The sequence below is a fragment of the Pseudoalteromonas sp. P1-8 genome, assembly GCF_001399985.1.
GTDB lineage: Bacteria > Pseudomonadota > Gammaproteobacteria > Enterobacterales > Alteromonadaceae > Pseudoalteromonas.
This window is the reverse complement of record NZ_LJSO01000003.1, coordinates 29,465-53,349: the sequence shown is the minus strand read 5'-3', so window position 1 is coordinate 53,349 and position 23,885 is coordinate 29,465. Positions and strand designations below refer to the sequence as shown.

21 protein-coding genes are annotated in these 23,885 nt (G+C 41.1%); 9 read left to right on the top strand and 12 right to left on the bottom strand.

Features of this window, described 5'->3' with window-relative positions:
• Positions 1-9: 9 nt before the first annotated feature.
• The 8 genes from nqrE to AN213_RS05530 all read right to left on the bottom strand — a co-directional run bounded on the left by nqrE (position 10) and on the right by AN213_RS05530 (position 7,292).
• Positions 10-618: an NADH:ubiquinone reductase (Na(+)-transporting) subunit E gene (gene nqrE / locus AN213_RS05565; RefSeq protein ID WP_016708692.1), complete on the bottom strand. Its 609-nt coding sequence runs from the start codon at positions 616-618 to the stop codon at positions 10-12.
• A gap of 10 nt (positions 619-628) precedes the next feature.
• Positions 629-1,261: an NADH:ubiquinone reductase (Na(+)-transporting) subunit D gene (locus tag AN213_RS05560; protein ID WP_054554281.1), complete on the bottom strand. Its 633-nt coding sequence runs from the start codon at positions 1,259-1,261 to the stop codon at positions 629-631.
• Positions 1,261-2,013 carry a Na(+)-translocating NADH-quinone reductase subunit C gene (locus tag AN213_RS05555; RefSeq protein WP_054562304.1) on the bottom strand — a complete coding sequence of 251 codons (753 nt, stop codon included), beginning with the start codon at positions 2,011-2,013 and terminating at the stop codon, positions 1,261-1,263. The genes AN213_RS05560 and AN213_RS05555 overlap by 1 nt, the downstream gene beginning before the upstream one ends.
• Positions 2,006-3,208, bottom strand: a complete 1,203-nt coding sequence (locus AN213_RS05550) for an NADH:ubiquinone reductase (Na(+)-transporting) subunit B (RefSeq protein ID WP_054554279.1) — start codon at positions 3,206-3,208, stop codon at positions 2,006-2,008. Before AN213_RS05550 ends, AN213_RS05555 begins: the two co-directional genes overlap by 8 nt.
• Before the next feature lie 4 nt (positions 3,209-3,212).
• Entirely contained in the window at positions 3,213-4,556 is a 1,344-nt protein-coding gene (locus tag AN213_RS05545) for a Na(+)-translocating NADH-quinone reductase subunit A (RefSeq protein WP_054562348.1), read from the bottom strand.
• A gap of 348 nt (positions 4,557-4,904) precedes the next feature.
• The gene (gene fabV / locus AN213_RS05540) at positions 4,905-6,098 is read right to left on the bottom strand and encodes an enoyl-ACP reductase FabV (RefSeq protein WP_054562305.1); all 1,194 of its coding nucleotides are present in this window, start codon (positions 6,096-6,098) and stop codon (positions 4,905-4,907) included.
• Between the two features lie 221 nt (positions 6,099-6,319).
• Positions 6,320-6,631 (bottom strand): BolA family transcriptional regulator, encoded by a 312-nt coding sequence (locus AN213_RS05535; RefSeq protein ID WP_054554277.1) that lies wholly within the window; start codon positions 6,629-6,631, stop codon positions 6,320-6,322.
• Between the two features lie 73 nt (positions 6,632-6,704).
• The gene (locus AN213_RS05530; protein ID WP_054562306.1) at positions 6,705-7,292 is read right to left on the bottom strand and encodes an alpha-ketoglutarate-dependent dioxygenase AlkB; all 588 of its coding nucleotides are present in this window, start codon (positions 7,290-7,292) and stop codon (positions 6,705-6,707) included.
• Between the two features lie 41 nt (positions 7,293-7,333).
• Between AN213_RS05530 and AN213_RS05525 the strand changes: the two genes are divergently transcribed.
• Genes AN213_RS05525 through AN213_RS05510 form a run of 4 tightly spaced genes read left to right on the top strand, consistent with a single transcriptional unit; the run spans position 7,334 to position 11,068 of the window.
• Positions 7,334-8,467: a methyltransferase gene (locus AN213_RS05525; RefSeq protein WP_054562349.1), complete on the top strand. Its 1,134-nt coding sequence runs from the start codon at positions 7,334-7,336 to the stop codon at positions 8,465-8,467.
• Positions 8,468-8,480: 13 nt separating this feature from the next.
• Complete coding sequence (locus AN213_RS05520) at positions 8,481-9,032, top strand: YajG family lipoprotein (RefSeq protein ID WP_054562307.1); 552 nt, start codon at positions 8,481-8,483, stop codon at positions 9,030-9,032.
• Between the two features lie 2 nt (positions 9,033-9,034).
• Positions 9,035-9,652 carry a peptidylprolyl isomerase gene (locus tag AN213_RS05515; protein WP_054562308.1) on the top strand — a complete coding sequence of 206 codons (618 nt, stop codon included), beginning with the start codon at positions 9,035-9,037 and terminating at the stop codon, positions 9,650-9,652.
• Positions 9,653-9,688: 36 nt separating this feature from the next.
• Positions 9,689-11,068, top strand: a complete 1,380-nt coding sequence (locus tag AN213_RS05510; RefSeq protein ID WP_054562309.1) for an AmpG family muropeptide MFS transporter — start codon at positions 9,689-9,691, stop codon at positions 11,066-11,068.
• A 118-nt stretch (positions 11,069-11,186) separates the two neighbouring features.
• On the opposite strand, the gene AN213_RS05505 is transcribed toward AN213_RS05510, so the two are convergent.
• From AN213_RS05505 to erpA, 4 genes are all read right to left on the bottom strand, one after another.
• Complete coding sequence (locus tag AN213_RS05505; protein ID WP_054562310.1) at positions 11,187-11,426, bottom strand: helix-turn-helix transcriptional regulator; 240 nt, start codon at positions 11,424-11,426, stop codon at positions 11,187-11,189.
• A gap of 524 nt (positions 11,427-11,950) precedes the next feature.
• On the bottom strand, positions 11,951-15,025 hold the full coding sequence (locus tag AN213_RS05500) for an efflux RND transporter permease subunit (RefSeq protein WP_055197872.1): 3,075 nt from the start codon (positions 15,023-15,025) through the stop codon (positions 11,951-11,953).
• Between the two features lie 2 nt (positions 15,026-15,027).
• Positions 15,028-16,119 (bottom strand): efflux RND transporter periplasmic adaptor subunit, encoded by a 1,092-nt coding sequence (locus tag AN213_RS05495; RefSeq protein ID WP_055197870.1) that lies wholly within the window; start codon positions 16,117-16,119, stop codon positions 15,028-15,030.
• 104 nt (positions 16,120-16,223) lie between these two features.
• Complete coding sequence (erpA, locus tag AN213_RS05490; RefSeq protein ID WP_054562313.1) at positions 16,224-16,562, bottom strand: iron-sulfur cluster insertion protein ErpA; 339 nt, start codon at positions 16,560-16,562, stop codon at positions 16,224-16,226.
• A 180-nt stretch (positions 16,563-16,742) separates the two neighbouring features.
• On the opposite strand from erpA, the gene AN213_RS05485 reads away from it, so the two are divergent.
• From AN213_RS05485 to AN213_RS05465, 5 genes are all read left to right on the top strand, one after another.
• A complete protein-coding gene (locus AN213_RS05485) occupies positions 16,743-19,118 on the top strand; it encodes a diguanylate cyclase domain-containing protein (protein ID WP_055197868.1) in 2,376 nt (791 codons plus the stop codon).
• A gap of 71 nt (positions 19,119-19,189) precedes the next feature.
• On the top strand, positions 19,190-20,521 hold the full coding sequence (locus AN213_RS05480; protein WP_055197866.1) for a transporter substrate-binding domain-containing protein: 1,332 nt from the start codon (positions 19,190-19,192) through the stop codon (positions 20,519-20,521).
• Between the two features lie 99 nt (positions 20,522-20,620).
• The gene (locus AN213_RS05475) at positions 20,621-22,303 is read left to right on the top strand and encodes a chloride channel protein (protein WP_054562317.1); all 1,683 of its coding nucleotides are present in this window, start codon (positions 20,621-20,623) and stop codon (positions 22,301-22,303) included.
• Between the two features lie 20 nt (positions 22,304-22,323).
• Positions 22,324-22,758: a CopD family protein gene (locus tag AN213_RS05470; protein ID WP_054562318.1), complete on the top strand. Its 435-nt coding sequence runs from the start codon at positions 22,324-22,326 to the stop codon at positions 22,756-22,758.
• Between the two features lie 104 nt (positions 22,759-22,862).
• Positions 22,863-23,879, top strand: a complete 1,017-nt coding sequence (locus AN213_RS05465; RefSeq protein WP_055197864.1) for an aspartate carbamoyltransferase — start codon at positions 22,863-22,865, stop codon at positions 23,877-23,879.
• Positions 23,880-23,885: the final 6 nt, after the last annotated feature.

Sequence of the window (23,885 nt, the reverse complement as noted above, 5' to 3'; positions counted from 1 at the left end):
CGCTACCTATTAAAGTGAAATACCAGAGAATGACATAAAGCCAAGACCCATAAGACCAACAGTGATGAAAGTAATACCTAAACCACGTAAGCCATCAGGAACGTCTGAGTACTTCATTTTTTCACGGATACCAGCAAGTAAAGTAATTGCTAGTGCCCAGCCCACACCTGAACCGATACCATAAACAACAGACTCGCCGAAGTTATAGTTACGCTCAACCATGAAAGATACCGCACCGAAGATCGCACAGTTAACTGTGATCAGTGGTAAGAAGATACCTAACGCGTTGTAAAGTGCAGGGAAGAACTTATCTAATGCCATTTCAAGAATTTGTACAAGTGCTGCAATAACACCGATGAAAGTCAAGAAACGTAAGAAGCTAAGGTCTGCTTCTGGGTAGCCAAGCCACTCTAATGCACCAGGTGCAAGAACAGCGTGATAAACCAAGTTATTTACAGGTACTGAGATACCTAGTACCACGATAACTGCCACACCTAGGCCGATTGACGTTGTTACTTTCTTTGATACAGCAAGGAAAGTACACATACCTAGGAAGAAGGCTAAAGCTAAGTTTTCAATGAAAACCGCTTTTACAAATAAACTAATATAATGTTCCACTGCTCGCCCCTTACGCTTTTGCTTCTACTTGGTCTTTCTTGAAGGTACGAAGTACCCAGATGAATAAACCAATAATGAAGAATGCACTCGGTGGTAAAATCAATAGACCCATTGGTTGATACCAGCCACCATTTTGAACTAATGGAATAATATCAACACCGAATAGTGAACCTTTACCGAATAACTCACGGATGAAACCAACAGTTAGTAGTACTACTGAGTAGCCTAAACCGTTACCGATACCATCTAAGAAAGACATTAACGGTGGTGACTTCATTGCGTATGCTTCAGCACGACCCATTACGATACAGTTTGTAATGATTAGACCAACGAATACTGAAAGCTCTTTAGCAGTTGCATAAGAGAATGCTTGCAGTACTTGGTCAACAACGATTACAAGTGATGCGATGATCGTCATTTGCACGATGATACGTACAGATGATGGGATGTGGTTACGAATTGACGAAATAAACAAGCTAGAAAACGCAGTTACTAGTGTCAATGCGATTGACATGATTAGTGCATTTTTTAAGCTTGATGTTACCGCTAGCGCAGAACAAATACCTAGTACTTGTAATGCGATCGGGTTATTTGCGAATACCGGGCCAAATAGGACCGACTTCATTTCTTTAGTATCAGCCATTATTTCAACGCTCCTTCACGTACTTTCGCAAGGAATGGACCAAAGCCATGCTCGCCAGTCCAGAAGTCAACTGTGTGATCAACACCGTTTGAAGTTAATGTTGCACCAGAAAGACCATCGATTTGATGTTCGTTCTTCGCACCGCTCTTCATGATATTGATTGGTAACTCTTTACCTTGCCATTTAGCAGTCCATTGTGGATTTTGGATTTCACCACCTAGACCTGGCGTTTCGTTGTGCTTGAAGAAGTTGATGTTTTTAACTGTTTCACCATCGCTTTCAAGCGCTAAGAAGCCGTACATTACACCCCAAAGGCCATAACCTTGGATTGGTAGAATGATTGCGTCTGTAGAACCATCAGGTTTCTTCGAAATATATACAGGTGAGTTTTTTGTCATTCGCTGAATACCAGCGATGTCTTTAATTCCTTCTGCTTTCAACGCAAAGCTACGAGCCTGGTCGAATTTTGTTTTCTCGAAGTCAAATGAGTTAGGATCAGCACCTTCAACAAACTCACCTGTGTTCATGTCTACAACACGTGCTTCAATTTTTGAGTTAAAGGTATCTGACACAGTACCTGATACTTCAATGCCTGCAGCCGCTAAGATATTGCGTTGAATATCTTGTGTTTTGTTAGCTTGCTGTAAAGGACGAAGCTGAACTGAAGCAAACGATACGATGATTGCACACACTAAACATAGTGCAACAACAACGGTTAGCGTTTTGCCGATTGATTCGTTATTACTAGACATTACGTGCCAACCTCCGCTTGATATTAGCTTGCACTACAAAGTGATCGAATAATGGTGCAAATAAGTTAGCAAATAAGATTGCTAGCATCATACCTTCTGGGAATGCCGGGTTAACAACACGGATCATTACAACCATAAAGCCGATTAACGCACCGTAAGCGAACTTACCTTTGTCTGTGAATGATGCAGATACTGGGTCTGTTGCCATGAAGAACATACCAAATGCAAAACCACCAAGAACTAAGTGCCAGTGCCAAGGCATAGCAAATACAGCGTTGGTTTCTGAACCAATTGTATTCAGTAAGAATGCCGTTGCAACCATACCTAGGAATACACCTAGTACGATACGCCATGAAGCGATACGCACGTAAATTAGGAATAAACCACCGATTAATAGTGCTAGTGTTGACGTCTCACCCATAGAACCTTGAATGAAACCGTAGAACGCATTCCACCATAGCTCCATGTTGCTGTAATCAAGTGAACCAACAACAGCTTGGCCAAGCATAGTTGCACCAGAGAATGAATCTACTGCTGTCCATACTGTGTCACCTGAAATTTGCGCTGGGTATGCGAAGAATAAGAACGCACGACCGGCAAGAGCAGGGTTAAGGAAGTTACGACCTGTACCACCAAAGATTTCTTTAGCGATTACAACACCAAACGTAATACCTAGTGCAACTTGCCATAAAGGAATCGTCGCAGGCAGGATTAGTGCGAATAATACAGATGTTACGAAGAAACCTTCATTTACTTCGTGCTTACGCACTGAAGCAAATAGTACTTCCCAGAAACCACCCACAGCAAATGTTACTGCGTATATTGGTAGGAAGAAGCAGGCACCGTAAAACATTTTCGCGCCCCAACCAGAGTCAGCAGTTAATTCACCACCGAATAATTGGAACAGACCAACTTGCCATGTGTTTGCTAGTTCAAAACCTTGCGCTAAAGCACCAGCGGCCTGATGACCGATGTTGAACATACCAAAGAACATTGCAGGGAACGTCGCCATCCACACTAAAATCATCATACGTTTTAGGTCGATGTTATCGCGAACGTGTGTTTTGCCTTTATTTACATAACCTGGCGTGTAGAAAATAGTCGCTGCAGCTTCGTAAAGCGCATACCATTTTTCGTGTTTACCACCCGGTTCAAAATGCGGCTCAATATCTTCTAGAAATTTCTTTAAACCCATCTCTCTAGCCTTCCTTCTCGATCGTAGTCAAGCAATCGCGTAGGATTGAACCGTACTCGTATTTACCTGGACAAACGAAGGTACATAATGCTAAATCTTCTTCATCAAGCTCTAGCGCACCTAACGAAATAGCACCATCAAGATCACGTGCGATTAAGTCACGTAATAATAGTGTAGGTAGGATGTCTAAAGGCATAACACGCTCATAGCTACCAATTGGAACCATGGCACGCTTCGAACCACCTGTTGAAGTCGTCATGTTAAATAGACGGCTAGGAGCAAGGTGAGATAAGAAGGTACGTGTTACTGAGAACTTGTTAGCACCTGGTGCGATCCAACCGAATAGCTCTTTTTCGCGACCTTCAAGTAATACAGATACTTGAACATGGTAACGACCTAAGAACGCGTGTGGACCTTGAGAGATAGCGCCTGATAATACAGAGCCAGAAATTACACGGTTATCACCGTCTTCTAATTCACCAGCAACTAAATCATCTAAAGATGCACCTAGCTGAGTTTTCACTAAGCGTGGGTTTTTAACACGTGGACCAGCAAGAGAAACAACACGGTCTGTGAAGATTTCACCTGTTAGGAATAAATTACCAAACGCGATTACGTCTTGGTAACCTAAGTGCCAAACCTGCTTGCTTGCAGAAACTGGGTCTAAGTTATGAATGTGTGTACCAACAAGACCTGCCGGATGCTTGCCACCAAACTCATGTACTTCTACTTGAGGGATTGATGAACTAGGCACTTGGCTACCAGCTTGTTTACAAACAAATACTTTGCCGTCAGTTAAACGAGATACCACAGCTAAACCAGCTTCAAATGCTTGAGTGTTCTCAGCAATGATTACTGCAGGATCTGCAGCTAGCGGGTTAGTGTCGATAGCCGTTACAAAGATAGAGCTAGGATTTGCATCCAAAGCAGCTACTCTGCTGAATGGGCGAGCACGTAGTGCTGTCCATTGACCTGACTGAACTAGTACTTCTTTAACTTTTTCACGGTCTAAGCCCGAAAGCTCGTCGGCCTTGAAAGAGTCAAAGGTGATTTGCTCACTGCCATTAACTTCAATAACAACAGATTGCAGCACACGTTTAGCACCACGATTGATTTCTTTAACTACCCCAGAAGCTGGTGCAGTAAATAAGACGCCTGGGTTCTTTTTGTCTTCAAAAAGTACCTGGCCTTTTTTGACTTGGTCATCCACGCGAACATGCATGGTTGGACGCATACCAATATATTCTTCACCTAGCACAGCTACACGTTTGACGGCAGAACCATCGTGAATAACTTGCTGAGGTGCGCCCTCTATCGGTAAATCCAGACCTTTTTTTATGTTGATCATACGCACTTGCATTACATTAACGGAAAGAAACTGAAAAATCGTACCAACCACGTCGCCATTTGATATGCTCAAGTTAAACTCTAAGTATCAAAGAATAGCCTGTTTAACACCCCAAACAAGCAACGCAGTAAACTCCTCACATATATTGCCCGAATTTTAACATCAATCAGGGTGACTATGCGAGAGCAAATATGAAATTTATACGACAGATACGGTTATTTAGACTACAAAAACCTTTTGAATAAAATTCAATATAGACCAAAGTGCTATTGATGATGTTTTATTTTCATCCAGAAACAAAAAAGTCGCTTAAAAAAGCGACTTTACAAAATCAAGTTTGTTTAGCAATTAATCGATTAATTGTGAAATCGCAACATCAGGATTCACATCTTGCTCGTAATCTACGCTGTCGATACCAAAGCCGAATAAACGTAAAAATTCATTGTGGTAACCCACGTAGTCCGTTAATTCGTCAATTGTATCTGTATCCACTGTATCCCAAACATGTTGTACACGAGCTTGAACATCATCTTCTAACTCTTTGTAGTTTTGGAATAAATGACCACCTTCGTCAAAACGTGGTGTTTCACCGTAAAGGTTTTCAGTAAATAGTGAATGAATTTGCTCAATGGTACCTTCGTAAGTACCGTCTGCTTTCATTACTTTGAATAAAGCAGAGATATATAAAGGCATAATTGGAATTGCCGAGCTTGCTTGTGTCACAACCGCATTTAATGAAGAAACATACGCTTCGCCATTTAAGCCTTTTGTAGACTCTTTGATTGCTTGTGTTGCACGGTCAAGATCTTCTTTCGCTTTACCAATTGTCGCATGACCGTAAATTGGCCACGTTAACTCTTTACCGATATAGGTGTAAGCGGTTGTTTTGAAGTTATCAGCGAGCACATCCGCTTCTTTTAATGCGTCAATCCACATTTCCCAATCTTCACCGCCCATTACTTTAATTGTATTGTCGATGTCTTCTTGGCTTGCTGCTTCAACGGTTACTTCATCAATCACACGCTTTGAAGTGTTTAGGTTCTTCGTAGTGATATCTGAGCCAATAGGCTTAAGTGTTGATGAGTAAGTCTCACCTGTATTTGGATCAGTACGACGAGGTGACGCAAGGCTATAGATAACTAAATCAATTTTACCTAGATCAGCTTTGATAGTATCAATTGCTTTTTGCTTGATTTCGTTAGAAAACGCATCACCATTGATATTTTTAGACCATAAACCTGCTTCTTCAGCAGCTGTTTGGAATGCTGCTGTGTTGTACCAACCTGCAGAACCCGTTTTGCGTTCGCTACCTTCTTTTTCAAAGAAAATACCTAACGTTTTAGCACCGCCACCAAATGCAGCCGTGATACGTGATGCTAGGCCGTAACCTGTAGACGCACCAATCACTAATACATTCTTAGGTGCATTGCTCAGTGGTCCTTGCGCTTTCACATAATTAATTTGTTCTTGTACGTGCTCAGCACACCCTACTGGATGCGCGTTAGTGCAGATAAATCCACGAATTTTCGGCTTAATGACCATTGATCATCCTATATCTATCACAATAAAAATTAGCGCTAGTTTAAAGGCTAATAGTTAAAATACAGGTCTGATCAGTAAAACTTTTCAGACCCACTTAAATCTTTCGAGCTTAAAACCCCAATTGACAAGCAGTTTAGAGTGACTGTCCTTCTAACTTAGAATGACTGTCCTTCTAACTTTGAGTGACTGTCCTTCTAACTTTAGGTGGCTGTCCTGCTAATTTAGTCGAACTTTGAGCCACCTAAGCATTTTGGTGATTCAGGTGCCTGTCCATGTTGTTCACTGAACTCTTCTGGAGTAAATGTGTGAATCGCTAATGCATGAATATGGTTTGCTAATTCATCTTTTAATAGCTCATTAATTTGACGGTGACGGGCAAGTAAACGTTTACCCGCAAATTCTTCACTCACAACCACCACTTTGAAATGCGATTCAGTTCCACGGCTATGCATATGGCTTTCATTGACAACATTCAGGTGTTTACATTCGATACCCGCAGCAAGCTTTTGCTCTATTTGTTGTTGCATTGACATGTGTCATAGACCTTTAATAAGAAAATAATTGGCAGCTACTATATCAAGGGCATGAGTCATTTTGCCAATGATTTTATATGATTGAACGAAAGGTAAGGTTAATTCGAGGGTGTTTGAGTCTTTGCTGCTTTGGCAAACTATGCTGGTAATCGCGCTGGCTAAAACCATTCATGATTAAACAGCTACCACTTTGCAGCACAATGCTATGTTGTTCATTATTATGTTTGTGCTTTATTTTAAATATCCGTTCGGCCCCTAGTGATACAGAAGCGATTGTCGGTTGCTCCCCAAGTTCTTTCTCATCGTCACTATGCCAGCCCATACAATCATGACCATCTCGATACAAATTAACTAAAAGCGCATTGAATGGTATCTGCAAAGTTCTTGTTAAGCGTACACGCATAGCATCAAGCACCTCCGGCCATGGCTCAACGATTAACTGTGAACCCGAGTAGCCATAACTTACATTTTGATCAGCAATAAAGCATTGCAAACGTGGGATCACATGGCTTTTTCCGTACACTTTTATAGTTGGTTGTTGCCAATTTAGCTGCTGCTGAAGAAAGTAAAATAATTCGAGGCTTTTTTGTGCACTCAATGCATTAGCTTGGTAAGAAAACCCATCAGGTAAATGATTAGGGTTGGCGTTTGGCTGTTGCATGTTAGAATTTACCTATACATTAATACATTCGTAAAATCATGATGACCACCCAAGCACAGCTCGGTGATAACACCTATACCCTAGAACGCTTTCCGTTAGATCAAAAGAATCGCAGTCTTCAAGCGTGGGACTCAGGCGATGAGTACCTTGTCAATTATGTACAAGAGCACTATCCAGATGCAAATTCAATCCTGATACTCAATGACAGTTTTGGCGCTTTAGCCTGTGCCTTTAATACGTTAACAGTTTATTCAGTTAACGACTCGTATATTGGTCATCAAGCTACCCGCTATAATTTACAAGCTAATGAGTTATCAACAGATTCTTTAACGCAACTGGACTCATTAGCAGCATTACCTAATCAGGTTGATTTAGTGATATTAAAAGTGCCACGCAATTTAGGCTATCTTCAGCATCAACTTGCCGCAATCAGTGCAGCTTTACCTGCCGACATTGATGTTATTGCAGCTGGAAAAACGAAAGACATTCACAACTCAACTATAAAGGCTTTTAGTCAGTATATCGGTGAAACATCAACCAGCTTAGCGGTTAAAAAGTCCCGCTTAATTATCAGTAAAACCAGTGGTCTTAATAAAGTTGCCCCCTTCCCTGTTAACTGGCCACTTGAAGGAAGTGAGTTTGAAATTCAAAATCATGCCAATGTATTTTCTCGAGACTCATTAGACATTGGCGCGCGCTTTTTCTTTAACTATTTGCCACAAACAAGTAAAGCTCGCAGCATCATTGATTTAGGCTGTGGTAATGGTGTTGTTGGCTTAATGACCTTAAAGCGTTGCCCTAAAGCCCATGTGACCTTCGTTGATGAGTCGTTTATGGCCGTTGAATCAGCTAAATTAAACGTCGCTCACAATCTACCAGAGCAATTAGAGCAGTGTGAGTTTGTCCAAAACGATTGCTTAACCGATTTTCAACCTAACAGTGTTGACCTCGTTTTATGTAATCCGCCATTCCACCAAGCGCAAGCGGTTACTGATCATATTGCTTGGCAAATGTTCAAACAGGCAAAACACACATTAAAGCACGGTGGTGAATTAAGAATTATTGGTAATCGTCATCTAGACTATCATGAAAAGTTAAAACGCATGTTCGGCAATTGTAAGTTGTTAGGGTCTAACAAAAAGTTTGTCGTACTAAGTGCAACAAAGAATAATTAATGGAGCTAACTAAATGAAAAAAATACTTCCTTTATGTGCGGTACTTGCGCTTGCAGCATGTAGCAACCAACCCAATCAATTAATTTTAAACCCCGTTTATCAAGGCGGCAAAATTTCAAACCTTAGTACTAGCGTTAGTACTAGCGTAATTGATTTACGCGGCGACAACGTGACCCTAAAAATTATTGAATCAGATAAAACTAAAACCCTTGCCAGCCCAGGTATTACTGATTCAGTGAAAAGCGCTCTAGACAGTGCGTTAAGCCGTAATGGGGCGAGTATCTCAAACTTGGCAACAACACGCTTTGAATTAGATATTCATAAGCTACAAGCAGTTGTTACTGAAAAGATGATGACTCACACAAGTGACGCAACTATTGAATTAGGCTTAAGAGTAATCAGAAACTCAAGCACTTTCAGCAAGATATACCGTGGTAATGCAAACCTAGAAGGGCCACTCAGCCATGACCGTGCAAAAGTAGAAGGTCAGCTTAATAAGTTGACTGAGCAAATAATTACCCGCATTGTATCTGACCCAGAATTAATCGCCTATTTAGAAGGTTAACTATGAAGCGTATTTTATTACTTAGTTTTATATTGTTTTTTGCTCACAGTTCATTCGCAGCGACTGAGGGTAAATTTATTCAAAAAGATAATATGTTTCCACGCGTAGAAATTGTCACTACGCTTGGCAGTATTGTGGTCGAAATGGATCGTTCACGCGCACCAATAACCGTAAATAACTTTCTAACTTACGTTGCCGACGGTAGCTATCAAGGTAGTGTGTTTCACCGTGTAGAACGTGATGAAGACAACGAACGTGATTTTGTTATTCAAGGCGGTGGTTACGATAAAGACTATGATGGTCTGTACGAAGGTGACCCTATTTTTAATGAAAGTGGCAACGGGTTAAAAAACGATATGTATAGCATCGCAATGGCATATCAAGACCGTAAACCTCACTCAGGTACTCGTCAGTTTTTCTTTAATATGGACGATAACGATCATCTTAATCCTGGTCGCGACTGGGGCTTTGCCGTATTCGGTATGGTCATGGATGGCTATGACACACTAGACAAAATCATGCGTGTCGAAACCGCTTTTAACGAAAAAATCGGTTACAGCTTTGTACCCAAAGATCCTGTTGTTATCTTAAACGTAAAAGTGCTTGACGCTAATCAATAATAAATAGGGGCGCACGCCCCTTAAACTGGCAACACTATGACAAAACCCCTTTCTATTTCAGAGTATTTCTCGTACTTCAAAGATAAACGTTTAATCAATATATTCATCTTTGGTATCAGCAGTGGCTTTCCTTGGGTATTGATTGGCTCTGTCATGTCGGCTTGGCTAAAAGACGAAGGCTTAAGCCGCAGTATGATCGGGTTATTTGGCATAGTGTTTGGTGCGTATAGCATTAACTTTTTATGGTCACCGCTCGTTGACCGTGTAAAGTTACCTGTTTTATTTAACTGGCTAGGCCAGCGCCGTAGCTGGATTTTACTTTGCCAGTCAGTGATTTTTATTGGCACCTTTTCACTTGCTGGGCTCGATATCAAGGCCAACCTCTGGTTTGCTGCCGCGCTGTGTTTAGTTATTGCTATCGCTTCTGCGACTCAAGATATTGCTATTGATGCATTTCGTATCGACACTTTAGCCGAAAACGAAAGCCACAAAGCCACCGCAGCAGCTGCAATGGCCACTTCAGGTTGGTGGAGCGGTTACGCCCTATTAGGCGCCCTGCCATTTTATATGGCCGACATCCCTTCAATTGATTGGCCACAAGTTTACTTTTTCTTATCTGTGGTAATGCTGCTATTAATGAGCAGCGTATTGTGGGCAAAAGAACCCGAATCAAACCGTGATGCTGTTCAAGCTGAGCTTGAACAAACCTATCAACAAAAGCTAGCTGGTAGTACGCAGACTCGCTTTGCTAAAGTGATTGCATGGCTTGCTGTAACCGTTTTTGATCCTTTCAGAACCTTCTTTGCCCGTAATGGCGTAAAAACAGCATTGGCATTATTGGCCTTTATTTTCTTATTTAAAATCGGTGAAGCCTTTTTAGGGCGAATGTCTATCGTGTTTTATAAAGAAGTCGGCTTTTCAAATAGTGACATAGCGACCTTCTCAAAAGTGGGCACTGCAGTGCTCACCATCGCTTTTACTTTTTTAGGAAGCTTATTCAATCAACGCTATGGCATTGTAAAAGGCTTGTTTATTAGCGGTATTGCGATGGCAGCTTCAAACTTAGCTTTTGCCTGGATCGCTATTGCAGGCCCCAAACTGAGTCTGTATGCATTTGCTATTATTATTGATGGTTTTACCCAAGCTTGGTCACTGGTAGCCATGGTGGCGTTTATATCCATGTTATGTGATAGAGCATTTAGCGCGACCCACTATGCACTACTTGCTTCATTGGGTAATTTAGGCAGAACCTTACTGTCGAGCTACAGCGGCGTGGTTATTGATGACTGGTTAGGTGGAAACTGGGCGATGTTCTTTGTGCTAACTGCATTGATGGTGATCCCATCACTGGTATTTTTATTCTTAATTCGTCATAAGCTTTATGCGTTAGAAAACAACTATCACCAAAACAATTAACAAATCTGATACGTATGTGATTAAAGAGAGGATGATGCAAGGGAGAGACTTTAAATAGCGCTTCCTTGCACTATTTATATTACTTTAAAAGCGGCGTTTCGCTTTTAGTAATGAATAATTAAGCGTCTTTAAGTAAATTAAGGCCTTCGTACGGGTCAACTTCTAAAGCATCACAATAACGCATGAATTCAATTACATCTAAACGACGTTCTTGGTTTTCAATTTTACCAATGAAAGAATGCGGCGTACCTAAAACCTGTGCAAGGCTACGCATTGTGTGACCTTTCTCATGACGCTTAGTTTTAAGCCATTTCGTTAATTTCGAGTTTTCTTCAGAAGAAACTGTTTTACCCATCATAAAATACATCTCCTACTAGATGATTCAAGTTAATAATTTAAGAGTGAAATTTGCCCGTCTCACTCTTGGACACATTATATACTAATAATTTTCAGTTTGAATGATTAATTATACAAATGTCCACCTTTTAGGTATGGACCGTTTTAGTATACAAGTCTAAGTGTAGTTAAAATTAAAGCATGTGCTCTATAGTTAACTGGTTAACTGTACCAAAAAATTGATCAATTGGAAGTGTAACAAGATGAAAGTATCACTTTAAAATCTGCATATTTATGCTTAAAGTGTATGTAAATACTGAAAAAGGTTAAGAAATGTTTCGTATATTATTTTTGTTGCCAATTGTACTGTGTGTCGCGTGGTACCTATTTTTAAAACAGAATCGTGTACCAATTAAGCAAGGTAAGAAGGGATTTGTGTATATTTTGATCGCCTCTGCGTTAGTTTTAGGCTTCTTTTTACTGATGATTAAAGTGACCCAACACTAGGGTCACTCATTTTTAATTAATCAGTAACGAAATTACCGATTACCGACGACGATCTCGCAGCATTAACAAGCAAGGCGTAAGTACCAGTGTTAATACAGTAGCAAATGTTAATCCACCCGCAACAGCCGTGGCCAATTGCACCCACCACTGAGTAGATGGCGCACCAAAATCAATATGACGGTTAAATAAGTCAATATTCACTTGCAGTACCATCGGCATTAATCCCAATATGGTGGTTACGGTAGTTAATAGTACAGGACGTAAACGCTGAGCACCGGTTCGTAAAATCGCATCTTTTGCAGCAAGACCTTGGCTACGTAAAACATTATAGGTATCAATCAATACAATATTGTTATTAACCACAATACCTGCAAGCGAGATAACCCCGATTCCTGACATCACGATACCAAACGGTTGCTGTAATACGATTAAGCCTAAGAACACACCCACAGTTGAAAACAGCACGGCACTTAAAATCAAAAATGCCTGATAAAAGCTATTAAATTGCGTTACCAGAATGATACCCATCACAAACAGGGCAACCACAAAAGCCTGCTCAAGGAAGGCTTCTGATTCATCTTGATCTTCAGTTTCACCGCGCACTTTAATTTTCACACGCGGATCTAGCCCTTGCTCCTCTAGTTGCGCTTGTAAACGAGGCAACGCTTTGGCAAGTTGTTCACTCGGTTTCATGTCTGCATTAACGGTAACAACGCGCTGAGAATCAACACGGCGGATAGTATCAACTTTAGGAGCTGCTTGGCGCTCAACAAAGTGACTAATTGGCACTTGCCCATGCATAGTTTTTACACGCAACGTTTCAAGACGTCCTAAATCTCGCTTGTCATGAGGAAAGCGTACGCGTATATCAATCTCATCATCAACATCATCTGGGCGGTATTCCCCTAGTTTTAAACCATTAGTAATAAGCTGAACATTCGCCCCTAGCATACTGGCATCCGCACCAAAACGAGCCGCATCCGAACGATTCAATTTAAGTTGCCACTCAATGCCCGGTTTTGAAGCACTGTCATCAACATTTCGAAACGCGCCATCATTTTCGATAGCTTGTCTTACTCGTTTTGCTTCACTGTTAAGCACATCAACAAATCGAGAGCTGAGTTCAATACTCAGCGCTTTGCCACCACCGGGGCCGTTTTCATCTTTACGAAGTTCAATTTCGACACCAGCATAACTTGCCGTGATTTCGTTAACTTGACTGATTATATCTTCTGCAGGTGGGCGCTCATCCCAGTCTTTTAGATTCATTCTAAACGTGCCTACCTGATCTTTACCGCCAGTACGGGCATACAAGGTTTTAATACCTTCCACTTTTAAGATGCGTGACTCAATGTCTTTCATGATCACGTCTTTTTCAAAAATAGATAAGTCACTGTAAGAGCGTACTTTAATATTGACGCCATTTGGCTCAACATCAGGAAAGAACTCAACCCCTAACTTAGAAACAGCAAATGCAAAGAACACCAAAATAGAAAACACGATTGCAGCAGCAAGGCTCCACCAAGGACGCTCTGTTGCATAATCAAGCACTCGAATATAACGCCCAAGCATCCCTTTAATTTGTGTTAAGTCACCAGACTCAGCTAACTCTAAATCATGTTTTTGCTGCTCAGAAAGCGGCCTTGATTTTCCTATTAATCCACCAATGGTTGGCACAAAAACCAATGCCATAAGTAATGACGCAGTCAAGGTGGCAATAAGCGTAATCGGCAAGTATTTCATAAACTCGCCCATCATTCCCGGCCAAAATATTAGCGGTGCAAAGGCAGCTAATGTCGTTGCCGTAGAAGCGATGATTGGCCACGCCATTCGCTCAGCAGCTAGTTTATAAGCAGCCTTGCGTGGTTTGCCTTCACTCATCGCTCTGTCAGCAAACTCACTGACAACGATTGCACCGTCCACCAGCATACCGACAGCCATGATGAGTGCAAAAAGCACCACGATATTCACCGTTAAACCAAATACAGAGATCACTAAAATCCCGGTTAAGAATGAACCAGGAATGGCAATACCTACTAAGAAGGCGGTGCGCGCGCCAAGTACCGCCACAATCACAATAACTACCAACAATACAGCAGACAGCACATTATTTTGCAGATCAGAGAGCATCATTTTCACGTCTTTTGACATGTCGCCGGTGTAATCCACTCGTATATGCTCAGGCCAAATTTCCTTGGCCTCATTCACCACTTTTTTAACTTGATCGACCGTATCAATAATATTTTCGCCAGCACGTTTTTTTACTTCCAGCGAAACCGCGTGGCGGCCATTAATACGTGCGATTGAGGTTGGATCTTTATATGCTCGGCGAATTTTTGCTACGTCCATAAAACGCACCACCCTATCGCCAACAACTTTCACAGGTTGCTCCATCACATCCTGAATCGTCTCAAATACCGATGGGATTTTTACAGCAAAGCGGCCTTTACCAGTATCAAGGGTGCCAGCAGCAACTAAGCGGTTGTTATTTGATAGCAGTTGAATAATGTCATTCGGTTCAAGGCCATAAGAAATCATCGCCAATGGATCGACCTCAATTTCGACCATATCCTCGCGGTCACCACCTACATCAACTTCTAATACACTAGAAATGCTTTCTAGTTCATCTTTTAGATTACGGGCCAGGGTTAGTAAACCTCGCTCTGGCGCATCGCCTGACAAGGTTAATGTAATGGTTGGCTGCTGATCTTCCATCAAGATTTCATGAACTTCTGGTTCTTCTGATTCAGAAGGCAGTTTTGCCTTAGCTAAACTAACTTTATCTCGTACATCAGCTAAGGCTTCTTTGGGATCCATACCCGCAATAAACTCAAGGGTCACAGAGGCATGTCCTTCACTTGCCACCGCTGACATTTCTTTTACGCCTTCAATCGAGCGTAGCTCAATCTCCATTGGCCTAACTAATAGCCGCTCAGCATCTTCAGGGGAAATACCGTCATGAATAATCGACACATAAATAAAAGGAATAGTGACATCAGGATTCGCTTCTTTAGGGATGGTTTGATATGTCACCCACCCCGAGATCAGCAACAAGATGAAAATAGATAAAACTGTACGCGTGTGAGTCAACGACGCTTCAATTAAGTTTTTCATACTTAGTTGCTCGTTGCTTCAGTAAACACAGGCTCAACTTTGTCACCGGCACGCACAAAACCTTGACCAAGGGTAATAACATTCGCTTGCTCACCTAAACCCCAAAGCCAAACGCCCTGCTCGGTGCTTTTAGCTAGATTTACTGACTTAAACTCTACAATATTGTCGTCATTCAGGACTTTTACGCCGATATTACCTTGTTCATCTAGGGCCATAAAAGCCGGGCTTAATAACATGGCAGGCTCAGTTGGCAACTCAATATTAAGCTGAGTCGAAAAACCTGCTTTATATTTCATACCCGGGTTTTCAAACGCCGCTTCGATGCGAAATGTATTAGTGCTGTCATCAGCAACAGAGGCAATATAACGAATTCGACCCGGATAGGTTTTGTCATTTAACACATGAGCAAAGGTAGCTTGCCCAACTTCTAAGCCTTGCACTTCTTTTTGAGTCGCATCGGCTCTGACAATTAACGGGTCTAAATCAGCAAGCTGCAAAATAGGGTCGCCTATGCCAACATAATCACCAATTTCGACTAAACGTTTGTTGATAACGCCATCAAAAGCAGCACGTACTTCAGTGCGCTCTAGCTTTAATTCAAGGCTTACCAAAGTTGCTTTTGCTTGTTGCAACATAGCTTGTGCTTGCATGGTCAATACTTTGTTTTGTAAACCTTGCTGATTAAGTTTAAGCGCGCCTTCGTATTCAGTTTGATACTGGGCAACTAAGGCTTCTGCTGATGTGATTTGGGCGGCTAAATCAGATTTATCGAGACGTAAAATAACCTGATCTTGTTTTACAAACTGACCTTCTTCAACCAAAATTTCGAGTACTTGCCCTGCTTGCCTAGCGCTAATGTTCGCGATTTTGTCAGGCTCTGACTTTCCATAAAAAGTTAGGTTTTTATTAATATTCTTAGCGACCAACGGCATCACTTGCACTTTAGGCAAGCGCTCTTGAACTTGCTGATCACTTTGCTGTGCTTTTTGATCTGCTTTGCTATCCCCAGACAGCATCCACAGTACAATCACCAAAACAATGGCGATAGCTAAAATATAGGGTTTCTTTTCTATAATTGTAGTTATATTTGGCAACGCAAAATTCCTTCTAATAATGCGTAAAATTTAGCAGAGGCGGGATATTATGAGAAGTTAAAGCAATAAAAAAGCCACATAAAGTGGCTTTTTTAAATAATTCATTAAACGCTGAAGCTGGCTCCGCAACCACAGGTTGTTGTTGCATTCGGGTTATTAACAAAAAAGCGTGCGCCTTCAAGCCCTTCAGTGTAATCCACGGTACCATCAACTAAATATTGAATACTCATAGGGTCAATTACTAGCGTTACACCATTTTTAACAATTTCTAAATCGCCAGGGTTAGCTTTTTCATCAAAAGTAAAACCATATTGGAAACCTGAGCAACCACCACCTGTTACATAAACACGTAGTTTAAGATCTGGATTCTCTTCTTCTTCGATTAACTGTTTAACACGAACAGCTGCTGCATCGCTGAACTTGATTGGCAACTCATCTGACATACCAAAACCCTCAAAACCTATATTGGCCGCAATTATCTAATACCCGAGTGTTTTAATCAAGTATCACCAGAAGAGCATCTCAATTATGGTGAGGGCAACTGGCTAAGCCATTCGACTTGGACTAAAGTTAATTTGTACTACATTTGGGCTGGCATGAGTTTGCACTGAGGGAAGATAATTGTGATAGAGCATTTCAAGCTGCATTTTATAACTGATAATTTAAGCAGTGCGCAGGTCATTCCAGCTGAATACGATTTACTCCTTGTTTTTGCTTCAATCCTCACAGCCGTATTTGCTTCGTATATCTCATTTTTATTATCTGCTCGTATCAAACACTCTTATCTAAAAAATGAAAGTCAGATCTGGACCATCATGGCATCGTGTTTTTTAGGTATAGGTATTTGGGGTATGCATTTTGTAGGTATGCTTGCCTATACCTTACCCATCCCTATTGAATACAACATTAGCATTACCTTGATATCAATTTTGCCAAGTGTGTTTGCCAGTTACATCGTACTCTCACCAGCACTACAAACCGACAAAGGGCTACTATTTAGAAGTGTGCTAATGGGTGCTGGGATTGGCTCGATGCATTTTGTTGGCATGATGGCGATGGTGATGCCTGCAAAAATGGCTTATGAGCCTTGGTTGTTCTCTTTATCTATTATCGTCGCTATTGTACTGTCAGGTATCGCATTAAAAATTAATGATTTTCGACTTGCTAAAGGGGTTCATCAAACACGGATGAACTTGGTGGTGGCTTTGATAATGGGCAGTGCAATTTCGGGAATGCATTACATCGGCATGATTTCGATGTCTGTTTTTGAAACTGAATACACCACCTATGTTACAACCCACGACTACTCGACGTTAGCACAACTTATTATTTTTATTCTGGTGGCATTAAGTCTGTTTGTATTGGGTGCTGTTGAGCTCAGAGCAAGGAGCTTATTATCAGCAAAACTAAAAGCAGTACTTAATACCGTACAAGATGTGGTAATTAGCTTTAATAATGAAGGAAAAATTGAATTTGCAAACCCGGCTGTTAACCAAGTTTTTGGCTATCAGCCACATGATTTAATAGGCAAACATATTCGTACCCTGATCCCCGAAAGATCGTTAGAACTTGATGAAATCCTCAGAGATTCACAGCTCAGTAAAAAAACGGCGGGTAAAAGTAGCAGTCGGCTCTTAAAAGGACAACGAGCCAATAAAAAACGATTTCCCATTACATTAACAATCAGCTCAATTGGTAAAAAAGAGTCAGGTCCTTATGTGGCGACAATAAAAGATCTCTCTGATATTCGAAACCAAGAAGCCTTTACACAAACTATTTTCGATAATTTACCCATCATGTTGTTTGTAAAAGAAGCTGAGCATCTTACATTTAGCCATGTAAATAAAGCGGGTGAGCAACTCCTCGGTAAAAATAAAGACCAACTAATCGGTTTAAATGACTTTGATATTTTCAGTAATGAACAAGCAGTCAGTTTCGTGCAAACCGATCGGGATGTATTGAAAAGTGATGACACTCTAACTATAGAGGAAAAGCCGGTTACTATTGATGACAATACTCATTACTTAAGAACACGGAAACTCACAATTAAAGACAGTAATGGTAAAGCGCAATATTTATTGGACGTTTCTGAAGATGTTACTGAATTAAAACAAGCAAAAACCGAGCTTGAAAGCTTACACCAACGCATGTCTATGGCTGCAGATGCTGCTCATATTGGTATATGGGAGTGGAATTTTGACACTAATGAACTGATTTGGGATGACTGGATGCATACCTTATTTGAAATTCCAAAATCAGAATTCAAAGGGGACTATTCAGCATGGGCAAATAGCTTGCATCCAGATGAATATGAAGACGTGACTAACAAGCTAAAACTCGCAATTTTAAATGGCGAAGAGTTTCACGCAGAGTTTCAGATTGTTCTACCCTCTGGCAAAACACGCTATATCAATGCAGATGGAAGAATATACGGCAACCGCATGATTGGCGTTAACTTCGATATCACGAAACGCGTCATGGCAGAGAAGAAAATTAGGCAATTAGCACAAACAGACTACCTTACTGGTTTAGCAAATCGTAGTGCGCTTGAGCGATTCATCAAGCAAGAATTTGCCCGTGTTGAGCGCACAGGCTCTAAGGTAGGTTGTCTGTATTTTGATCTTGATAAGTTTAAGCCGATTAACGACACCCATGGCCATGCAGTGGGAGATAAAGTACTGGTAGAAGTTGCTAAACGCTTACAAGATACTGCTCGCAAAACCGATTGTGCTGCACGCATTGGTGGTGATGAGTTTGTAGTTATTGTTACCGACATAGAAAACCAAGTACAAATAAACCGTGCACTATCACGATTGATCTGTGCGATTAAGGCGCCGATAAAATCAGAGTATGGTGACTTGCTCGTTGAGGCGAGTGTTGGCTTTGCATTATATCCTGACGATGCGCAATCATTTGACGAATTACTTAGCATGGCCGATAAGCGTATGTATGACCAAAAACATCACTGCTTTAGTTGTAATGTTATGAACTGCAAATAAGCAAATTAATAATGCTAAAAAATCTAATTTAGACGTATACTTATTAAACAATTAATAATGATTCTTTTTCCATGCTTTCTCGCTTTTATTATTTTATGGTACTTGTTTTTAGCTCGCTTGCAGCTGCTGATAGCACGTACCAAGAAACATGGGAAATCACCTCTTTAGAAGCCCCGCCGTATGCAAGTAGTACAATGGAAAATGGCGGTGATGCTATTGCACTACTAAGAGACAGGCTTGCCAAAAAATCGATAAACCTCGAAGTTGAATATTTACCTTGGCAAGATGCAATAAAAAAAGCCCAGTTAACCGGCTACCTGGGTTATTACCCTGCTTGGCCATCTGAAATGATGCCCGGCTTTGTTGCTTCACCCACTATTTTAAATTCTCAACTAGCTGTCATTACCACTCAGTCTAATCCACAAGATTTTGAAAACCTTGAACAGCTTTTTAATGAGCACAAAGTTGGCGTTGTTGAGCCTTATATTTACCCGGGTGTGGTCGAAAAAGTAATTCAATCCTATGCTGACAGCATAGTGCAAACAGCAAACGATGAAGAACTATTTCACTTATTTCAAACTAAGCAGATTAATTTTGCGATTACTGCACCAAAAGTGCTTAACTATTTTGCTGAGCAACAAAACCTATCTGAGCCAAAAATAGTAACTCAGTTTACCGACTCCCCATTAGTGATTGGCATACGCAATGACGCTGAAAACAAAGCTAAAATAGCCTTACTCAATGATTTATTTACTGACGCAAAGCCATCTGCAACAAATTACTCTCGGCCAAAAAAGCTGTTGTTAACCTATATAGATATTCCGCGTGTAGCACCATTTAAAGCGTTAATGAGTGATGTTTATAATGATTTAAATATCAAAGTCCAGATGCAAGCAACACCATCTCGAAGAGGCGTATTGTTATTAAATGCAGGCATCGTTGACGGCGATATTGTGCGCTCACAAAGTAATATGCGTAAATTCGAGAATATTATTGTCGTAGAACCTAGCCTTGGCGTTATTAACTTAGTGCTTCTATGTCGAAAAGCGCTGCCATGCGATAGAGATAATTTATACAACCCAAACAACCGAATTATGAGCTCGATTGGTGATATCGAAATTCTTAATGAGTTTGATATTAAAGCCGAGATCATTCATAACGAAGACTTGAGCCATACGCTTACTATGCTAAAAAAAGGTCGTGTCGATTATGCACTTTATCCTGCGCTCAATAACGATATAACTACCTTTAAAAAAGATTTTTCTGTAATTGTACTAAGGCAAATGGCTATCAACACGGTTATTCATAAAAAACATGCCCCGTTGGTAGATGAAATATCAAAAGCCATTACAGCTCGCTTACCTGAATTAACGCAGCGAATTAATAACGACAGCAAAGATTAGCTAGATTTACCCAAAATGCAGATAAAATTATAAAATCCCAACGACTTAGTTAATTTGATTTGCTAAACTGCGGCTCAAAAGTGCTGTGAGGAAATATGCATGTGGCTTGAGAGACTAAGACGTCGCCTAGCAAAGCCTAAAACATCTGTGCAATTGTGCTTACTTGGTGTAAGTGCAGGGTTAATTGCGGCAGTGTTGATCATACTTTTTCGCCTCACAATCATGTTTTTTCAAAGCTTATTTTTAGATAAGCCTGATGACTTCACCACTTTACCAACCTATGAGCGGATGATACTGCCAGTTGGTGCAGCCTTACTAATTGCCTTATTCGCCGCCCTAACAGGCTTTAAGCATTATCGTCTTGGCATTCCATTTGTAATTCACCGTATTAAAAAACATTATGGCCATATGCCGCTTTACAACACGGTAAACCAATTTGTCGGCGGTGCATTAGCCCTTATTAGTGGCTTTTCGGTCGGTCGAGAAGGCCCCTCAGTACATATGGGTGCAACGGGTGCCAGTTTACTGGCCGATAAACTACACCTTCCGCACAATGCAATGCGTACCCTCACCGGTTGTGGTGTTGCAGCTGGTATTGCTGCTTCATTTAACACCCCACTTGCAGCCGTTATCTTTGTCATGGAGGTGGTACTGAGGGAGTATAAGGTGCATATTTTCGTGCCCATTATGCTCGCAGCGGTTACCGGCGCATTAGCCACTCAATTTGTCTTTGGTGACGCTTCAGAGCTTGCACTTATCACCATGAACCCATTGAGTGGTTGGCATTACCCATTTTTAATCATTTTTGGTATGGCACTTGGCGCTGTTGCTTATGCATTTAACCAAAACTTGATGCTTATAATCCGTACCTTCAAACCACTAAGTATGTTCCCTCGTCTATTACTAGCAGGATTAATAGCTGGTTTAATTGCTTATATGGTTCCTCATGCAATGGGCTCTGGTATGAGTGCTATCACTATTGCTATTGAATCACCAGATGATGTGCAGTTTTTAACTACCATCTTGATTGCTAAATTACTCGCCACCTTATTTGCCATTGGTTTAGGTATTCCAGGTGGGATCATCGGCCCTGTTATTGGGCTTGGGGTATTAATGGGCACCTTAATGGCCTTTTTCGCGCAGTTTATTAGTCCGGGTGTTGATATCACAGGTACCTATAGCATGCTTGGCATGGCAGGATTATTGGCAGCAACATTACACGCACCACTGGCAGCTCTCACTACGGTTATGGAATTGACCTCAAGCCCCGAGATCATTGTGCCAGCCATGTTGGTGATCTCAACGGCTTATGTCACGGCGTTGCAGTTTTTTGGTAACCGCTCTATTTTCATGCAGCAACTTGATTTCCAAGGGCTTGAATATCAAATATCGCCAGCTACCGAAGCATTACAAAAAGTAGGTGTGATGGATGAAATGGATGAGCAATTCAAGCTGCTTTACAGTGACGACAAACAACAAATTAAAGAGTCGCTCGATGCCCTTGATAGCCAAACCCCGCTGATTGTTCATGATGAAGAGAATGGCTATCGTCTTGCAGAATATGATTTAAGCCTGATGTCTGACCAAGAAAGTAATATCAAATATGTCAGCCTTGCCGGCCTTAGTAGCCAAGCAACATTAGCCGATGCTTTTGACTTATTAAAAGATAAACGCAGCGGTGCGGTATATATTTACAACCTGCTTGATAACCAACAGATTATGGGCCTTTTGCGTTGGGACCAAATCAGACATATCCTTACCATTCGCAACAGTTTGTTATAACAATTAAAATGGATGCTTAAATGACTGCGCTATTAGTTTATAAAACCTTCCACGTATTCTTTATGATTGCTTGGTTTGCCGGTATTTTTTACCTGCCACGTCTTTTTGTTTACCACGCAATGAGTGAAGAAAAAGCCTGTAACTCAATGCTGAAAGTAATGGAACGCCGCTTACTGTTTTTTGTGACACCGTTTGCTGTTTTAACATTGGTGTTTGGCGTACTGACCATTTTTGAATATGGTCGAGATTGGTTTAGATACAGCATGTGGCTGCACTACAAACTGGTGTTAGTGATTATTCTCTATATCTACCACGGCTATTGCTTTAAATTACTGGCTGACTTTAAGCATGATCGCAATACACGTAGCGATCGCTTTTACCGTATTTTTAATGAAGTTCCGGTACTCATCCTTTTAGCTATAGTGGCACTGGCAATTATTAAACCTAACTTATAATTTGCTGCTGTGTACGCTAAAAATTTGCTATAGTACTGCGCAAATTTATGCGGCCTCCCATACCGAGTGCCAGCGCCCTATAAATGTGATTAGGAACAAACCCCATGCTAAGTTTCCAAGGTGAAAATATCCTGTCGGTCAATCAGCTTGATCGAGATTGTATTGAACGTATTTTTGCAGTTGCTAAGAAAATGGAGCCTTATGCTAAAAAGCAAAAGCGCACCAATGTTTTAGAGGGCGCAATTTTAGCGAACTTGTTCTTTGAACCAAGCACGCGTACTCGTGTAAGTTTTGGTACTGCATTTAACTTACTAGGTGGTTTGGTTCGTGAAACAACGGGCATGCAAAGCTCAGCGCTAGCAAAAGGTGAATCTTTGTATGATACCGCTCGCGTGATCTCAGCGTATGCAGATGCAGTCGCAATGCGCCACCCTGACGCAGGCTCTGTTGCTGAATTTGCCACTGGGTGTGATGTTCCAGTAATCAATGGCGGTGATGGCTCAAATGAGCACCCAACACAAGCCCTACTTGACTTACTAACGATTGAACGTGAGCTAGGTCGTTTCAACCAAAGTATCGACGGTATGCATATTGCCCTAGTAGGTGATTTAAAATACGGCCGTACTGTGCACTCTTTATCTAAATTACTTTGCCATTATAAAGACGTTAAGTTCTCAATGGTGGCACCTGATGGCTTACAAATGCCAGACTACATTTTAGATGCTGTTGATAACGCAGGTCATAAAATTCAAGTAGTAGATAAAATGGAAGGCAACTTGGCCGCCGATATTGTTTATCAAACCCGTATCCAAGAAGAGCGCTTCCCTTCTCAAGAAGAAGCTAACAAATACCGTGGTGGTTTCCGTATCAGTCAGGCTATTTACAACGCACACTGTAAGCCTAACTCAGTACTGATGCACCCACTTCCTCGTGATAGCCGTTTAGAAGCAAACGAGCTAGATAACGATTTAAATAGCAACGACAACCTAGCAATTTTCCGCCAGGTGCAAAATGGCGTGTTAATTCGCATGGCGTTGTTTGCTCTAACCTTAGATGTTGCCGACAAAGTTGAGCAATATGAAGTCGACGTGCCTTGGTTTAGCCGTAAACGTAATAGCTAACTTGCT

Bases quoted from the DNA above. Each gene is read 5' to 3' on its own strand.
- AN213_RS05515 (WP_054562308.1), top strand. From the start codon at position 9,035: ATGAAGCGTATTTTATTACTTAGTTTTATATTGTTTTTTGCTCACAGT.
- AN213_RS05480 (WP_055197866.1), top strand. From the start codon at position 19,190: ATGCTTTCTCGCTTTTATTATTTTATGGTACTTGTTTTTAGCTCGCTT.
- AN213_RS05510 (WP_054562309.1), top strand. From the start codon at position 9,689: ATGACAAAACCCCTTTCTATTTCAGAGTATTTCTCGTACTTCAAAGAT.
- AN213_RS05475 (WP_054562317.1), top strand. From the start codon at position 20,621: ATGTGGCTTGAGAGACTAAGACGTCGCCTAGCAAAGCCTAAAACATCT.
- AN213_RS05525 (WP_054562349.1), top strand. From the start codon at position 7,334: ATGACCACCCAAGCACAGCTCGGTGATAACACCTATACCCTAGAACGC.
- AN213_RS05545 (WP_054562348.1), bottom strand. From the start codon at position 4,556: ATGATCAACATAAAAAAAGGTCTGGATTTACCGATAGAGGGCGCACCT.
- AN213_RS05530 (WP_054562306.1), bottom strand. From the start codon at position 7,292: ATGCAACAGCCAAACGCCAACCCTAATCATTTACCTGATGGGTTTTCT.
- erpA (WP_054562313.1), bottom strand. From the start codon at position 16,562: ATGTCAGATGAGTTGCCAATCAAGTTCAGCGATGCAGCAGCTGTTCGT.
- AN213_RS05500 (WP_055197872.1), bottom strand. From the start codon at position 15,025: ATGAAAAACTTAATTGAAGCGTCGTTGACTCACACGCGTACAGTTTTA.
- AN213_RS05535 (WP_054554277.1), bottom strand. From the start codon at position 6,631: ATGTCAATGCAACAACAAATAGAGCAAAAGCTTGCTGCGGGTATCGAA.
- AN213_RS05470 (WP_054562318.1), top strand. From the start codon at position 22,324: ATGACTGCGCTATTAGTTTATAAAACCTTCCACGTATTCTTTATGATT.
- AN213_RS05555 (WP_054562304.1), bottom strand. From the start codon at position 2,013: ATGTCTAGTAATAACGAATCAATCGGCAAAACGCTAACCGTTGTTGTT.
- AN213_RS05465 (WP_055197864.1), top strand. From the start codon at position 22,863: ATGCTAAGTTTCCAAGGTGAAAATATCCTGTCGGTCAATCAGCTTGAT.
- AN213_RS05520 (WP_054562307.1), top strand. From the start codon at position 8,481: ATGAAAAAAATACTTCCTTTATGTGCGGTACTTGCGCTTGCAGCATGT.
- AN213_RS05550 (WP_054554279.1), bottom strand. From the start codon at position 3,208: ATGGGTTTAAAGAAATTTCTAGAAGATATTGAGCCGCATTTTGAACCG.
- fabV (WP_054562305.1), bottom strand. From the start codon at position 6,098: ATGGTCATTAAGCCGAAAATTCGTGGATTTATCTGCACTAACGCGCAT.
- AN213_RS05505 (WP_054562310.1), bottom strand. From the start codon at position 11,426: ATGATGGGTAAAACAGTTTCTTCTGAAGAAAACTCGAAATTAACGAAA.
- AN213_RS05560 (WP_054554281.1), bottom strand. From the start codon at position 1,261: ATGGCTGATACTAAAGAAATGAAGTCGGTCCTATTTGGCCCGGTATTC.